Genomic DNA, 13,755 nt, shown 5'->3' on the forward strand with positions numbered 1-13,755 from the left:
AAGCGCCGCCGGCCCGGGTGGGGCCGGCGGCGCTTCGAAGCAGGCTCAGCGGGCGCGGGCCCCGGTGGAGCCGCGCATCACCAGTTCGGGCTGGAACATGAACTCGGCCCGCTGGGCCGGCTCTCCGCCGACCTCCTCCAGCAGCGCGTCCACCGCCGCGGTGGCCATCGCCTCCACCGGCTGCCGGATCGTGGTCAGCGGCGGCTCGGTGAACGCGATCAGCGGCGAGTCGTCGAACCCGACCACCGAGACGTCCCCGGGCACCGACAGCCCGCGCTGCCGCACCGCCCGGATCGCCCCCAGCGCCATCATGTCGCTGCCGCACACGATCGCCGTGCAGCCCCGGTCCAGCAGCGCCCCGGCCGCCGAGTGCCCGCCCTCCACGCTGAACAGCGTGTGGTGCACCAGCTGCTCGGCCTCCTCGGCACCGACGCCGAGCACCGAGCGCATCGCCGCGGTGAACCCCTCGATCTTGCGCAGCACCGGCACGTACCGCCGCTGCCCGACCGCCAGCCCGATCCGCTCGTGCCCGAGCTCGGCCAGGTGCTGGACCGCCATCCACATCGCGGCCCGGTCGTCCGGCGAGATGAACGGTGCGGCGATCCGGTCGCTGTAACCGTTGATCAGCACGAACGGCACCTGACGCCCGGTCAGCTTGGCGTACCGGTCGTGGTCGGCGGTGGAGTCGGCGTGCAGGCCGGAGACGAAGACGATCCCGGCCACCCCCCGCTCCACCAGCATCTCCACCAGTTCGTCCTCGGTGGAGCCGCCGGGGGTCTGGGTGCAGAGCACCGGGGTGTACCCGTGCCGGCTGAGCACCTGCTCGATCACCTGCGCGAGCGCGGGGAAGATCGGGTTGCTCAACTCGGGCGTGATCAGCCCGATCAGCCCGGCGCTGCGCTGGCGCAGCCGGGTCGGCCGCTCGTAGCCGAGCACGTCGAGGGCGGCCAGCACGGTCTGCCGGGTCGTCGCGGAGACGCCCGCCTTGCCGTTGAGGACGCGGCTGACGGTGGCCTCGCTGACCCCCGCCTGCGCCGCGATGTCCGAGAGTCGCGCCGTAGTCACGATCCCAGAGCCTATTGCAACCACGTCAGACCGCCCACCAACTGGTGCTGTCCGGAGCCAGCAGGCCGGGTACCGCGTCAACTGCGGAGCTGACCAGCAGTCGGCCCGGGGTGTCGAACTCCACCGCCTCGCCGGCGGTGTTGGCCAGGCAGACGAAGGAGCCGCGGCGGAACCCGAGCACGCCGGCAGGCGTGTCCAGCCACTGGACCGCCGTGCCCGCCCCCAGGTCCGGGTGCTGCCTGCGGACGGCCAGCGCGCTGCGGTACAGCTCCAGGGTGGAGGTCGGGTCGCCGGTCTGCGCGGCCACGCTGAGCCCGGCCCACTCGGCCGGCTGCGGCAGCCAGCTGGGTCCGCCCTGGGCCGGCCCGAAGCCGAACGGCGCCTCGGTGCCCGACCACGGGATCGGCACCCGGCAGCCGTCGCGGAAGCCGTCCTGGCCGCTGGCCCGGAAGAAGGACGGGTCCTGGCGGACCTCGTCGGGCAGGTCGGTGACGTCCGGCAGGCCGAGTTCCTCGCCCTGGTAGACGTAGGCGGAGCCGGGCAGCGCCAGCATCAGCAGGGTGGCCGCGCGGGCCCGGCGCAGGCCGAGTTCACGGTCGCCGGGCGTGCGGATCTGGGTGCCGCCGGGCGGGTTGGCGAACCGGGTGGCGTGCCGGGTGACGTCGTGGTTGGAGAGCACCCAGGTGGTGGGCGCGCCGACCGGGCGCATCGCGGCCAGCGACCTGTCGATCACCTCGCGCAGCTCGGCGGCGTCCCAGGAGGTGCCGAGGTACTGGAAGTTGAAGGCCTGGTGCATCTCGTCCGGGCGCACGTAGTTGGCGGTGCGCTCGACGGTGGGGGTCCACGCCTCGGCGACCGCGATCCGCTCGCCCGGGTACTCGTCCAGGATCTCGCGCCAGGTGCGGTAGATCTCGTGCACGCCGTCCTGGTCGAAGAACGGCATCACCTCGTTGCCGAGCAGGTGCAGCTGGTTGTGGCTGCCGAGGTCGGGCAGGCCGGGGGCCTTGACCAGGCCGTGCGCCACGTCGACCCGGAAGCCGTCCACGCCCATGTCCAGCCAGAACCGCAGGATCGAGCGGAACTCGTCGGCGACCGCGCGGCTGTCCCAGTTGAAGTCGGGCTGCTCGGGGGCGAACAGGTGCAGGTACCACTCCCCCGGGGTGCCGTCGGGGTTCTCGGTGCGGGTCCAGGCCGGGCCGCCGAAGATGGACTCCCAGTCGTTGGGCGGCAGTTCGCCGTCGGCGCCGAGGCCGGGGCGGAAGTGGTAGCGGTCCCGCAGCGGGGAGCCCGGGCCCTCGCGCAGCGCGCGCTGGAACCACTCGTGCTGGTCGGAGGAGTGGTTGGGCACCAGGTCCACGATGATCCGCAGGCCCAGCTCGTGCGCCTCGCGGATCAGCGCGTCGGCATCCAGCAGAGTGCCGAACATCGGGTCCACGGCGCGGTAGTCGGCCACGTCGTACCCGGCGTCGGCCTGCGGGGAGGCGTAGAACGGGGAGAGCCAGACCGCGTCCACCCCGAGGTCGCGCAGGTAGGGCAGCCGGCTGCGGATGCCGGGCAGGTCGCCCATCCCGTCCCCGTTCGCGTCGGCGAAACTGCGCGGGTACACCTGGTAGATGACCGCGTCGCGCCACCAGCCTCTGGGCTTGCCCGGCGCCTGGGTGTCGGCGGCGGCGAGGGGCCGGGAGGTGTCGGCCGCGCTCTGAGCAGTGGAAACCTGGGTCATCGAAGACAGATCCCTTGGGAACGAGGAGAAGACGTGGGGGTACGGGTGCTGACGCTATGTCAGGACTTCGCGGCACCTGCGGTCAGGCCGGTCACCAGGTGCTTCTGGACGAGGTAGAAGAAGGCCGAGGCCGGCAGGGCGATCAGCACCGAGGTGGCTGCCATCAGGTTCCACTGGCTCTCGTACTGGCTGACGAAGGTGGTCAGGCCGACCGCGAGGGTGTACTTGTCGGAGCTGAGCAGGAAGGTGGAGGCGAACGGCACCTCGGCCCAGGCGGTCAGGAAGGTGTAGAAGGCCGCGACCGCCAGTCCCGGGCGGGCCAGCGGCAGGATCAGCCGCCAGAACGCGCCGAACGGGGAGAGCCCGTCGACCCGGCCGGCCTCGTCGATCTCCACCGGGATGGTGTCGAAGTAGCCCTTGAGCAGCCAGGCGCAGTACGGCACCACGGTGCTGGCGTAGACCAGGATCAGGCCGCCGTAGCTGTCCAGCAGGCCGAGGTTGGCCATGATGTAGTACATCGGCACGATCAGCACGGCGATCGGGAACATCTGCGTGACCAGCAGCGACCACATCAGCGGACGCAGGCCGGGGAAGCGCATCCGGGAGACCGCGTAGCCGGTGCTGGCGGCGATCAGCACGCCGATGACGCAGGTGCCGCCGGCCACCAGGACCGAGTTGAGGAACCAGGTCAGGAAGTCGGTCCGGCCCAGCACCTTGCCGAAGTTGGCGAGCGTCGCCTTGCCGAGGATCTGCCCGGGGTGGAGGTAGTCCATCTTGTCCGGGCCGAGCGAGATGAAGAAGATGTACAGCACCGGGAGGACCGCGATCAGGCTGGCCACGGTCAGCACGGCGTGCGACAGCACGGTGGCCGTTCGGCTGCTCTGACCGCGTCGGCGGACCCGGGCGGGTCGCGCGGCGCTCGGCCGCCCGGCGCGCGTGGCCGTGCCGGTCTGCTGGGTGGGGAGGTCTGCGGTGGTGCTCATCGGGTGGCCTGCCTTCCGTTCCTGCGTGGGTCTCGTCGCTGCTGTCGGCCGAGCGGTCGTCAGATCGCGGCCTGGTCGTTGCGCTTGAGCCAGCGCTGGTAGAAGGCGGTGAAGACGATCAGGATGGAGAGCAGGATGATGCCGTAGCTGGCCGACTGCGCGTAGTCGCGCGGCTGCTGGCCGAACCCGAGGCGGTAGGCCCAGGTCACCAGGATCTGCACGTCGGGAGCGTTCTGACCGAACAGCAGGAAGATGATGACGAACTGGTTGAAGGTCCAGATGATGCCGAGCAGGACCACGGTGCTGCTGACCGCGCGCAGGCCGGGCAGCGTGACGTGGCGGAACCGCTGCCAGGCGCTCGCGCCGTCCATCTCGGCCGCCTCGTAGAGCTCGGCGGGGATCGACTGCAGGCCGCCGAGCAGCGAGACCATCATGAACGGGACGCCGCACCAGGTGTTGACCAGGATCGCGGCGGCCTTCTGGGCCAGCGGGTCGGCCAGCCAGCCGGGCTGGCCCAGGTGCAGCGAGCCGAGCACGGTGTTGACCAGTCCGCCGTCGGCCAGCATCAGGCGCCAGGAGAAGACGGTCACGAAGGTGGGCACGGCCCAGGGCACGATGAGCATCATCCGGTAGGCGGTCCGCCCGCGCAGCTTCTGGTTGAGCAGCATCGCCAGGCCGAGGCCGAGGCTGTAGTGCAGGGCGACGCAGACCACGGTCCACACGATGGTCCAGATGAAGTGCGACCAGAACCGGTCGTACGAGCCGGGGCCGAAGAGCACGTCCTGGTAGTTGTGCAGCCCGACGAACTTGAAGCTGTCGGGGATGTGGTTGACCCCGACGGTGTGCCCGACGTTGAGGCTGGTCGCGTCGGTCAGCGTCAGGTAGATGCCCCGGCCCAGCGGATAGGCCACCAGCAGGCCGAGCACGATGACCACGGGCGCGGCCATCGCGTAGGCGTACCAGTGCTTGCTGTACGAGAGCTTCAGGCGCTGCACCGGTCCGGGACGCGATCCGCGGTCGCGCCCGCCCCGGCCGGCCGTACCCTGCACGGCGACTGTCATTTCGACACCTCTTCGAGAAGTCCGCAGGCTCGGCTACGGCGACTGCTGGTGGTACGGCTGGGCCCGGCCCGCCCGAAGGCGGGCCGGGCGGCGGGGACTACTTCGCGAAGTCCGGGAGGAGCTTGGCGTAGTCGCCGGCAGTGGCGTCCAGGCCGGCCTGCACGCCCTCCTGGTTCTGCGCGATCTTGCCGAGGTTGGTGCCGAGCGAGGTGAACAGCGAGCTGTACTCGGGCAGTTCGGGGCGCGGCTGGGCGGCGCTGAGGATCGCCTGGAAGCCGGCGATGCCCGGGTCGGCCTTGACCTCGGCGGTGAAGGCGTCGGAGCGGGTCGGCAGGGTGGAGTTCTTCTGCGCGATGAAGGCCTCGCTCTCGGCCGAGGTCATGAAGGCGGCGAACTTCTCGGCGGCGGCCTGGTGGGCGGCGTCCGAGCCGGCGAAGACGGCGATGTTGTGGCCGCCGGTCGGCGCGCCGGCCTTGCCCGCGGAGCCGGCCGGGACCGGCGCGATGCCGAGGTTGGCCTTGTCGCCGAACGCGGAGCCCTTGTAGATGTTGGTGATCTCCCAGGGACCCTGGATGATCGCCGCGACCTTGCCGTTGTTGAAGGCGTCCATCATGTGCGCGTACGAGTCGGTGGTCACGTCGGCCTTGACGGTGCCGGGCGAGGTGAACAGCGACTGGTAGGTGCTGACCGCCTTGGCGGCCTGCGGCGAGTTGACGGTGATCTTCTTGCCGGCGGCGTCGACCATGTCGGTGCCCTCGCCGAAGAGCAGCGGCATCGCGTAGTAGCCGTCCGCGGCGCGCATCCAGAAACCGTCCACGCCGGCCTTGTCCTTGAGCGCGGCCGCGTCGGTCTTCAGCTCGTCCCAGGTGGTCGGGGCGGTGGTGATGCCGGCCTTGGCGAAGAGCGCCTTGTTGTACATCAGGCCCAGGGTGTCGGTGACCAGCGGGACGCCGTAGGTCTTGCCCTGGAAGCCGGCCTGCTTGATCAGGCTGGGCTGGAAGGCGGAGGCGTTCGGCAGCGCCGGGGTGCCGTCCAGCGGAGTCAGGTAGCCCGCCTTGGCGAAGGCCGCGGTCCAGCCGACCTCGGAGCGGAAGACGTCCGGGGCGCCCTTGCTGCCCATCGCGGTCTGCAGCTTGTTCTGCGCCTGGTCGAACGGGACGTTGACGAAGTTGACCTTGATGTTCGGGTTGGCGGCCTCGAACTTCTGGGCCAGCGCCTGGTAGTTCGGCGCCTCGTTGGTGGCGTTCGAAGTGTCCCAGTAGGTGATGGTCACCGGGCCGTCGGCCTTGGACGAACTGGAGCCGCTGCTGCCGCAAGCCGCAAGGGAAACCGCGAGGGCCGCAACGAGGGCGGAGGCCGCGATGCCACGCCGCATGAGAACTCCTAGATAAAGGGTGGGGGTGGATGCCCGAGCCGGGGAGGTGGGGGCGCATACTGGCCCCCGACGCCGACCGCACCAGGCGTCGGTTTCGGGCTCGGGCAGGAACGTAACAGCGGGGCGAGCGGCGATGAAAGCCCTTGCAGCAAGTTTCTGCAACAAGAGGGTGATCGTTACATCCACGTGTCCTCCCGGTTGCCTGGACGCGTCCTGCCCCCATCGGCCTCACAAGGGCCCGCGCCCGGTGGTCCTTGACACGCCGGGGTGCGCGCCATGGGATGGGTGCGGGGCCGCCCCCACCCCACGGGCGGGCCCGCCCTGGCCGGCGCAGTCCAGGGCCGCAGTCGCTCAGGAGGCGCTATGGCGTACTACCGCTCCGTCGGCTCCGTGCCGCCCAAGAGGCACACCCAGCACCGCGACGAGGCCGGCGGCCTCTACTACGAGGAGCTGATGGGCGAGGAGGGGTTCTTCTCCGACTCCTCGCTGCTCTACCACCGGGCGATCCCCTCCGCGCTGGTGGACAGCCGGGTCTGGGTGCTGCCGGAGGACAAGCCGGAGCCCAACCACCCGCTCAGGCCCTTCCACTTCAAGCTGCACGACCTGTTCCCGGGCGAGCAGTGGCGCCGGACCGACGCCGTGCGCGGCCGGCGCACCGTGCTGTCCAACGCCGACCTGCGGATCGGCTACGTCGCCTGCGGCCAGGCCTCGCCGCTCTACCGCAACGCGACCGGCGACGAGTGCGTCTACGTGGAGTCCGGCGCCGGCACCGTGGAGACCGTCTTCGGCTCCCTGACGGTGGGCCAGGGCGACTACGTGGTGCTGCCCCGGGCCACCACCCACCGCTGGCTGCCGTCCGGCGAGCAGCCGCTGCGGCTGTACGCGATCGAGGCCAACAGCCACATCACCCCGGCCCGCCGCTACCTGTCCAAGTACGGGCAGCTGCTGGAGCACGCGCCGTTCTGCGAGCGCGACCTGCGCGGACCCGATGGCCCGCTGCTGGTGGAGGACCAAGGCGACGTCGAGATCTACGTCAAGCACCGGGGCAACGGCGCCGCGGGCCTGGCCGGCACGGTCTTCGTCACCCCGACCCACCCGTTCGACGTGGTCGGCTGGGACGGCTGCCTCTACCCGTACGCCTTCAACATCGCCGACTTCGAGCCGATCACCGGCCGGATCCACCAGCCGCCGCCGGTGCACCAGGTCTTCGAGGGCGACAACTTCGTCATCTGCAACTTCGTGCCGCGCAAGGTGGACTACCACCCGCTGTCGGTCCCGGTGCCGTACTACCACTCCAACGTGGACAGCGACGAGGTGATGTTCTACTGCGGCGGCGACTACGAGGCCCGCAAGGGCTCCGGGATCGGGCAGGGCTCGGTCTCGCTGCACCCGGGCGGCCACACCCACGGCCCGCAGCCGGGCGCCTACGAGCGCTCGATCGGCGCCGAGTTCTTCGACGAGCTCGCGGTGATGGTCGACACCTTCCGGCCGCTGGAGGTCGCCGAGGGCGGCCGGGTGAGCGAGGACGGAAAGTACGCGTGGAGCTGGAGCGGGCGCGGCCCGCAGGACGGTGCGGCCAAGTGACCTTGCAGACCTGGATCCCGGTTCCCGAGGGCTCGGACTTCCCGGTGCAGAACCTGCCCTACGGGGTGTTCTCACCGCCCGGCCGCGAGCCCCGGGTGGGCGTGGCGATCGGCGAGCAGGTGCTGGACCTGTCGGCGGTCTGGGCCGGCACCCCGCTCGGCGCCGACCTGGCCACCAGCTCGCTCAACCGCTTCATGCGCCGTGGCCCGCGCGAGTGGGCCTATGTGCGCGAGCGGGTCACCGGGCTGCTCACCGGTGACCAGGAACGGCGCCTGGTGGCGGCCAACCTGTACCGCCAGGACCAGGTGACGATGCACCTGCCGGTCGAGGTCGCCGACTACGTCGACTTCTACGCCTGCGAGCAGCACGCCACCAACCTGGGCCGGATCTTCCGCCCGGACGGGGCGGCGCTGCTGCCCAACTGGAAGCACCTGCCGGTCGGCTACCACGGCCGGGCCGGCACCGTGGTGGTCTCCGGCACCGAGGTCCGGCGCCCGAGCGGCCAGCGAAAGGGCCCGCAGGACCCGGCGCCGGTCTTCGGCCCCTCGGCCCGCCTGGACATCGAGGCCGAGCTGGGCTTCGTGGTCGGCGCCGGCTCCGCGCTCGGCGAGCCGGTGGCCGTCGACGACTTCGCACAGCACGTCTTCGGCGTGGTGCTGCTCAACGACTGGAGCGCCCGGGACGTGCAGGCCTGGGAGTACGTGCCGCTGGGCCCCTTCCTCGGCAAGTCCTTCGCCACCTCGATCTCGCCCTGGGTGGTGCCGCTGGCGGCGCTGGCGGCGGCCCGGACGGCCACCCCGGTGCAGGATCCGCCACCGCTGCCCTACCTGGTGGAGAAGGAGCCGTGGGGCCTGGACCTGGTGCTCGAGGTGGAGCTCAACGGCCAACTGGTCTCCCGCCCGCCGTACGCCGGGATGTACTGGTCGCCGGCCCAGATGCTGGCCCACACCACGGTCAACGGCGCCTCGCTGCGCACCGGCGACCTGTACGGCTCGGGCACCGTCTCGGGGGACGAGCCGGACCAGCGCGGCTCGCTGATCGAGCTGACCTGGAACGGCCGCGACCCGATCGCGCTGGCCGACGGCACCAGCCGGACCTTCCTGCAGGACGGCGACACGGTGCGGATCACCGCCTCGGCGCCGGGCGCGGACGGAGTGCGGATCGGCTTCGGCGAGGTCTCGGGCACCGTGCGCGGCTGAGCAGCTGACGCAGCGTCGGCCCGCTCCGGGAAGCGTCCCGGGGCGGGCCGACGCCCGTTCAGCTGTTCGGACCACGAGCGCTCGTCGGATCATCACTCTGGGCTTAGCGTTGACGACGCACCGTCAATCCCTTGCCCCCACCAGGGAGTCCCCCATGATCCGCCGGTCCCTGGCACTGGCCACCGCCCTCACGGGCGTCCTGGCCTGCGCCGCCCCCGCCCTCGCCGCCCCCGGCCCCGCGAACGCTCCGCTGATCCGCACCCGGCCGCACAGCAGCGGCCCGCACCCCGACCTGGCCAACGGCACCAGCACCAACTGGTCCGGCTACGCCGCCACCGGCTCCCGGTTCACCAGCGTCTCGGCCAGCTGGGTCCAGCCCACCGCCACCTGCACCGGGCAGGACACCTGGTCCAGCTTCTGGGTCGGTCTGGACGGCGACGGCAGCGACTCGGTCGAGCAGACCGGCAGCGAGGCGGACTGTTCGGGCGGACAGCCGAAGTACTACTCCTGGTACGAGATGTACCCCGCCTACCCGGTCAACTACGCCGACCCGGTCGACGCCGGCGACCGGTTCACCGCCTCGGTGACGGCCGGCAGCCGGGGCTCCTTCACCCTGGTGCTCAGCGACACCACCAAGGGCTGGACGCACACCGTGCACCGCACCCTGCGCAACGCCCGGCTGGCCTCGGCCGAGGTGGTGGCCGAGGCGCCGTCCACCATGGCAGGCCCGCTGCCGCTGACCGACTTCGGCACGGTGCACTTCACCGGCGCCACCGCCGACGAGAAGCCGCTGGGCTCCTTCGCCCCGGAGGCGATCACCATGGCGCAGAAGGGCACCACCCTGGTCAGCGTCACCCCGCTCAGCGCCGGGACCGATTTCTCGGCCGACTGGCACCACAGCTGAGCGGGTGACGCTCCGTCACAGTTGACCGGCCCCGGCGCGGCTCAGGCCAGCGCCGGGGTCATCAGGTGGTCGACCAGGGCGAGCAGCACGTCCCGCCCGAAGCCGCGGGTTCGCACGTCGCCGATCAGCAGGGGCACCTGCTGGTCGAGGTCGAGCGCGGCCCGGATCTCGGCGGCCGAGCGGGTGTTCATGCCGTCGAAGCAGTTGATCGCCACCACGAACGGCACCCCGCGGCTCTCGAAGAAGTCGATCGAGGCGAAGCTGGTGTCCAGCCGCCGGGTGTCCGCGATGACCACCCCGCCCAGCACCCCGTTGACCAGGTCGTTCCACATGAACCAGAACCGCTCCTGGCCCGGGGTGCCGAACAGGTAGACCACCAGCTCGGGGCTGATGGTGATCCGGCCGAAGTCCAGGGCCACCGTGGTGGTGTCCTTGGCGTCCACCCCGTCCAGGAAGTCCACCCCGACACTGGCCCGGGTCAGGTACTCCTCGGTGCGCAGCGGGGCGACCTCGCTGACCGAGGCGACCAGGGTGGTCTTGCCCACCCCGAAGCCGCCGGCGATCAGGATCTTGACGGCCGCCGGGGCAGTCTGGTCATTCGTCATCAAAGTCTCCGCAGTCCGTCACGTACAGCGGCCAGCAGGGCGAGGTCGGGGCCGCCGCCGCTGGCCCTGGCCACCGACAGCGGGGCCCGGGCCAGCAGCAACCCCTGGGCGATCAGGTCGCCCAGCAGGATCTTGGTCACCGAGACCGGCAGGTCCAGGTCGGCCGCGAGCTCCGCGACCGCGGCCGGGCGCCGGCAGCGCTGCAGGATCAGCCGGTGCTCGGGCTGCAGCCGCCGCCCGGTCTCGGCCGCGTCCTGAGCGGTGGTCAGCACCGTGATCAGGGTCAGGTCGTCGCGCTCCGGTGCGGTGCGGCCGCGGGTGATGGTGTACGGGCGGACCATGCTCTCCGCGCCGTCGTCCTCCTGGGCCGCCCGTTCGCTCCAGTGCTCGCTCACCCGACGACGCTCCGGATCTCGGTACCCAGTTTCTGGCCCACCTGCTGGACCAGGGTGTGCATGGCCAGCGACATCATCTCGGCGTCCACCTCCTGGGAGGCGATCACCGCCAGGTGGGTGCCCTGGCCGGCCGCGGTGACGAACAGCCACAGTTCGGCCAGCTCGACGATCACCTGGTGCACCGGGCCGCCGTGGAACAGCGTGCCGACCCCGCGGGCCAGGCTCTGCTGGCCGGTCGCCACCGCGGCCAGCCGTTCGGCGTCCGCCCGGTCGATGTTGCGCGAGTGGCTGACCACCAGGCCGTCGTCGGAGAGCAGGACCGCGTGTCTGGTCCCGGCCACCGACCCGACAAGTCCGTCCAGCAGCCAGTCCAGGTCCTGATGGGTGGCGGTGGTGCGCGTCATGACTGGTCCTCGGTCGTCGGGATGTGGGTGGACTCGGCGCTCTCGTCACCGAACTCGCCGGTACGGGCCGCCCGGGAGCGGCGCTGGAAGGCGCCGATGGTGGCGCCGGAGCGGGTGCGCACCGGGTTCGCGCCGCTGGGGGCCGACGGTGCCTCGGGTTCCGGGGTGCGCAGCTCCGCCGCCAGGCTGGCCTGGCGCACCCGCTGCGGAAGTGGGGGTTCGAAGTCGGCATCGGCGGCGCCGTGCTCCAGCGGCTCGCCGTGGCGGGCCCAGGACGGGCGCAGGGTGTCGGCCTCGACCGGTGGTGGCGGCTGGTGCGGCACCGGTACCTCCATGAGCGGCTCGGGCAGGTCGGCCAGCGCACGGCCCCGGGTGCGGGCCGGCAGCGGGTCGGCGTCGCCGATCAGCACGGCGGCCACCGGCTCGGGGGCCGCCGGGGCGCCGGTGACCAGCTCGCCCGGGATCAGCACCACCGCGCGGGTGCCGCCGAACGAGGACGGGCGGAACTCCACCTTCAGGTCCAGTGCGGCGGCCAGCCGGGCGACCACGTAGAGACCGAGCCGGACGTCGTCGGCCTGGGCCAGCACGTCCAGCCGGGGCGGACGGCGCATCAGCTCGTTGGCGGCGTCGTACTGGGCGGCCTCCATGCCCAGGCCGCGGTCCTCGATCTCCACCGCCAGGCCTCGGCCGACCACCGCCGCGCGCACCTCCACCGGGGTGGGCGGCTTGGAGAAGGCGGCCGCGTTCTCCATCAGCTCGGCGAGCACGTGCACCACCGGGCCGACCGCGCGCTCGTTGAGCCACGGGGAGCCCTCGACGTCCAGCAGGATCCGCCGGTAGTCCTGCACCTCGCCCTGGGCAGCACGCAGCACGTCCAGCAGCGGCACCGGGCGGCGCCAGCGGCGCTGCGGCTGGCCGCCGGCGAGGATCACCAGGTTCTCCTCGTAGCGGCGCAGGCGGGCGGTGAGGTGGTCGAGGTCGAACAGCCCCTCCAGCACCTCGGGGTCCTCGTGCTTGCGCTCCATCTCGTCCAGCGTCTTGAGCTGGAGGCCGATGAGTAGCTGGGTGCGGCGCGCGATGCGCTGCAGCAGCTTCTCGAAGCCGCGGTGCTGCTCGGCCTGGCGCACGGCGGCGCCGACCGCGCTGGCCCGGGCCAGGGTGAGCGCCGTGCCGAGGCGGGTCAGCTCGTCGCCGTCCGGACGGGCGTAGTCGCTGCTGATCTCCTCGGCCGCCAAAGGCACTTGCTCGCCGGCCGCCAGCTTGTCGACGACCTCGGGAAGGGTGCGCTCCAGCTCACCGGCCCGGTTGTGCAGCTCCACGATCCGGCGGCGCAGCGAGCGGGTCAGCCGCCAGCTGGTGAAGATGACCACGACCACCGCGGCCAGGCCGACGGCGCTGGTCACCAGCAGCTTGGTCAGCAGCGACTGGATCGCGTCCTCGCCGGTGGCCACCACGCGGTCGGTGCGGGTCCGGGCCATGGTGTCGAACTGCTGCTTGACATCCTGGATCGCGGGCCGGAACTTGTCCTGCAGCGACGGTAGCGGCACCAGGCCCGAGGCGTCCGGCAGGGCCGGGCGCATCAGGTCGGCCTCGATCGCGGTCTTGTTCTTCCAGCCGGCACTGCCGGGCACCTTCTGGGCGTCCGCCTCCTGCGGGAGCAGGTAGGGCTGGATCTCCTCGAGGTAGGTGAAGCCCTGGACGCTGACCTCACCGCGGACGGTGGCCAGGTCGACCGGCGACATCTTGCCGGAGGGCCAGCCGCGGGCGAACATCGCGTCCTCGCGCGAGATCGCCTCGTCGGCCCAGAACATCGCCACCTGGCTGCGCGAGAGGTAGTTGACCTCCGGGTTGTCCACGTGGCTCAGTGCGGTGAACAGGTTGAGGTCGACCTCGATCAGGCCGGAGTAGTACGTGAAGATCGACTCCTGGTCGACCTTGGCCTGGTCCACGGCAGCGCGCTTCTGCGGCAGCTCGTTCAGCACCTGGCGGGCCTTGCCGACGGCCGTCATGACCTCGGCGGGCGCGTTGTCGGCGGAGACCGCGGACTCCCGCAGGAAGGTGCGGACCGAGTCGTCGGTCAGCTTGCGCTGCTGCGCCAGGGCGTCGGTGGAGCTGCCGGGCTTGGCCAGCTCCGTGGCGGAGAGCCGGCGCTCCTCCTGGAGGTTGAAGAAGACGGCGGTGGACGGCTGTCCGGCCTTCTCCGCCAACAGGGTCTGCGCCGCCTGGCGTTGGTAGTCCGAGAACGTCTGCGTCGTGGTGACGCCCCAGAGCGCGGCCAGGGCCACGCTGGGGACGATCGCCAGGACCAGCAGTGCGGTCCGCAGGGTCAGACGCGGCCGACGCGCCTTGGTGGTGCCCAGCCTGGAGGCTCTACGCGTGCGCAGGGCAGTCTCCTCGTGAGGGACGGCAGCCGGGGGCGACACGCCGTCTGTGGTACGACCTTTGACGGAGTGATAC

Annotated in this window: 12 protein-coding genes; 3 read left to right on the top strand and 9 right to left on the bottom strand. The window is 71.6% G+C overall.

Annotation, left to right across the window (positions count from 1 at the left end; all coding sequences use genetic code 11):
- Nucleotides 1-45 precede the first annotated feature (45 nt).
- The 5 genes from C7C46_RS06060 to C7C46_RS06080 form a co-directional block, all read right to left on the bottom strand.
- A complete protein-coding gene (locus C7C46_RS06060) occupies nucleotides 46-1,065 on the bottom strand; it encodes a LacI family DNA-binding transcriptional regulator (protein ID WP_181442217.1) in 1,020 nt (339 codons plus the stop codon).
- Nucleotides 1,066-1,090: 25 nt separating this feature from the next.
- On the bottom strand, nucleotides 1,091-2,788 hold the full coding sequence (locus tag C7C46_RS06065) for a glycoside hydrolase family 13 protein (protein ID WP_110666507.1): 1,698 nt from the start codon (nucleotides 2,786-2,788) through the stop codon (nucleotides 1,091-1,093).
- Nucleotides 2,789-2,847: 59 nt separating this feature from the next.
- The gene (locus C7C46_RS06070; protein WP_110666509.1) at nucleotides 2,848-3,771 is read right to left on the bottom strand and encodes a sugar ABC transporter permease; all 924 of its coding nucleotides are present in this window, start codon (nucleotides 3,769-3,771) and stop codon (nucleotides 2,848-2,850) included.
- Nucleotides 3,772-3,830: 59 nt separating this feature from the next.
- Complete coding sequence (locus C7C46_RS06075; RefSeq protein ID WP_110666511.1) at nucleotides 3,831-4,832, bottom strand: carbohydrate ABC transporter permease; 1,002 nt, start codon at nucleotides 4,830-4,832, stop codon at nucleotides 3,831-3,833.
- Nucleotides 4,833-4,929: 97 nt separating this feature from the next.
- Nucleotides 4,930-6,207 (bottom strand): extracellular solute-binding protein, encoded by a 1,278-nt coding sequence (locus tag C7C46_RS06080; RefSeq protein ID WP_110666513.1) that lies wholly within the window; start codon nucleotides 6,205-6,207, stop codon nucleotides 4,930-4,932.
- A 363-nt stretch (nucleotides 6,208-6,570) separates the two neighbouring features.
- Here C7C46_RS06080 and C7C46_RS06085 point away from each other — a divergent pair, with 363 nt between their 5' ends.
- From C7C46_RS06085 to C7C46_RS06095, 3 genes are all read left to right on the top strand, one after another.
- Nucleotides 6,571-7,791, top strand: a complete 1,221-nt coding sequence (locus C7C46_RS06085; RefSeq protein WP_110666515.1) for a homogentisate 1,2-dioxygenase — start codon at nucleotides 6,571-6,573, stop codon at nucleotides 7,789-7,791.
- Nucleotides 7,788-8,990: a fumarylacetoacetase gene (gene fahA / locus C7C46_RS06090; protein WP_110666517.1), complete on the top strand. Its 1,203-nt coding sequence runs from the start codon at nucleotides 7,788-7,790 to the stop codon at nucleotides 8,988-8,990. Before C7C46_RS06085 ends, fahA begins: the two co-directional genes overlap by 4 nt.
- A 154-nt stretch (nucleotides 8,991-9,144) precedes the next feature.
- Nucleotides 9,145-9,894: a G1 family glutamic endopeptidase gene (locus C7C46_RS06095; protein WP_110666519.1), complete on the top strand. Its 750-nt coding sequence runs from the start codon at nucleotides 9,145-9,147 to the stop codon at nucleotides 9,892-9,894.
- Between the two features lie 41 nt (nucleotides 9,895-9,935).
- Here C7C46_RS06095 and C7C46_RS06100 read toward each other — a convergent pair whose 3' ends face one another.
- Genes C7C46_RS06100 through C7C46_RS06115 form a run of 4 tightly spaced genes read right to left on the bottom strand, consistent with a single transcriptional unit; the run spans nucleotide 9,936 to nucleotide 13,721 of the window.
- Nucleotides 9,936-10,499 (bottom strand): GTP-binding protein, encoded by a 564-nt coding sequence (locus C7C46_RS06100; protein WP_110666521.1) that lies wholly within the window; start codon nucleotides 10,497-10,499, stop codon nucleotides 9,936-9,938.
- The gene (locus C7C46_RS06105) at nucleotides 10,499-10,840 is read right to left on the bottom strand and encodes a DUF742 domain-containing protein (protein WP_110666570.1); all 342 of its coding nucleotides are present in this window, start codon (nucleotides 10,838-10,840) and stop codon (nucleotides 10,499-10,501) included. The genes C7C46_RS06100 and C7C46_RS06105 overlap by 1 nt, the downstream gene beginning before the upstream one ends.
- Before the next feature lie 50 nt (nucleotides 10,841-10,890).
- Nucleotides 10,891-11,298: a roadblock/LC7 domain-containing protein gene (locus C7C46_RS06110; RefSeq protein ID WP_110666523.1), complete on the bottom strand. Its 408-nt coding sequence runs from the start codon at nucleotides 11,296-11,298 to the stop codon at nucleotides 10,891-10,893.
- Nucleotides 11,295-13,721 carry a sensor histidine kinase gene (locus C7C46_RS06115; protein WP_245984227.1) on the bottom strand — a complete coding sequence of 809 codons (2,427 nt, stop codon included), beginning with the start codon at nucleotides 13,719-13,721 and terminating at the stop codon, nucleotides 11,295-11,297. Before C7C46_RS06115 ends, C7C46_RS06110 begins: the two co-directional genes overlap by 4 nt.
- Nucleotides 13,722-13,755 lie beyond the last annotated feature (34 nt).

This window comes from Streptomyces tateyamensis (assembly GCF_003205575.1).
GTDB lineage: Bacteria > Actinomycetota > Actinomycetes > Streptomycetales > Streptomycetaceae > Kitasatospora > Kitasatospora tateyamensis.

What these genes read in the sequence shown, in the direction of transcription:
- C7C46_RS06065 (WP_110666507.1), bottom strand. Translation starts at nt 2,788, where the DNA reads ATGACCCAGGTTTCCACTGCTCAGAGCGCGGCCGACACCTCCCGGCCC.
- C7C46_RS06070 (WP_110666509.1), bottom strand. Translation starts at nt 3,771, where the DNA reads ATGAGCACCACCGCAGACCTCCCCACCCAGCAGACCGGCACGGCCACG.
- C7C46_RS06075 (WP_110666511.1), bottom strand. Translation starts at nt 4,832, where the DNA reads ATGACAGTCGCCGTGCAGGGTACGGCCGGCCGGGGCGGGCGCGACCGC.
- C7C46_RS06080 (WP_110666513.1), bottom strand. Translation starts at nt 6,207, where the DNA reads ATGCGGCGTGGCATCGCGGCCTCCGCCCTCGTTGCGGCCCTCGCGGTT.
- C7C46_RS06085 (WP_110666515.1), top strand. Translation starts at nt 6,571, where the DNA reads ATGGCGTACTACCGCTCCGTCGGCTCCGTGCCGCCCAAGAGGCACACC.
- C7C46_RS06095 (WP_110666519.1), top strand. Translation starts at nt 9,145, where the DNA reads ATGATCCGCCGGTCCCTGGCACTGGCCACCGCCCTCACGGGCGTCCTG.
- C7C46_RS06100 (WP_110666521.1), bottom strand. Translation starts at nt 10,499, where the DNA reads ATGACGAATGACCAGACTGCCCCGGCGGCCGTCAAGATCCTGATCGCC.
- C7C46_RS06105 (WP_110666570.1), bottom strand. Translation starts at nt 10,840, where the DNA reads ATGGTCCGCCCGTACACCATCACCCGCGGCCGCACCGCACCGGAGCGC.
- C7C46_RS06110 (WP_110666523.1), bottom strand. Translation starts at nt 11,298, where the DNA reads ATGACGCGCACCACCGCCACCCATCAGGACCTGGACTGGCTGCTGGAC.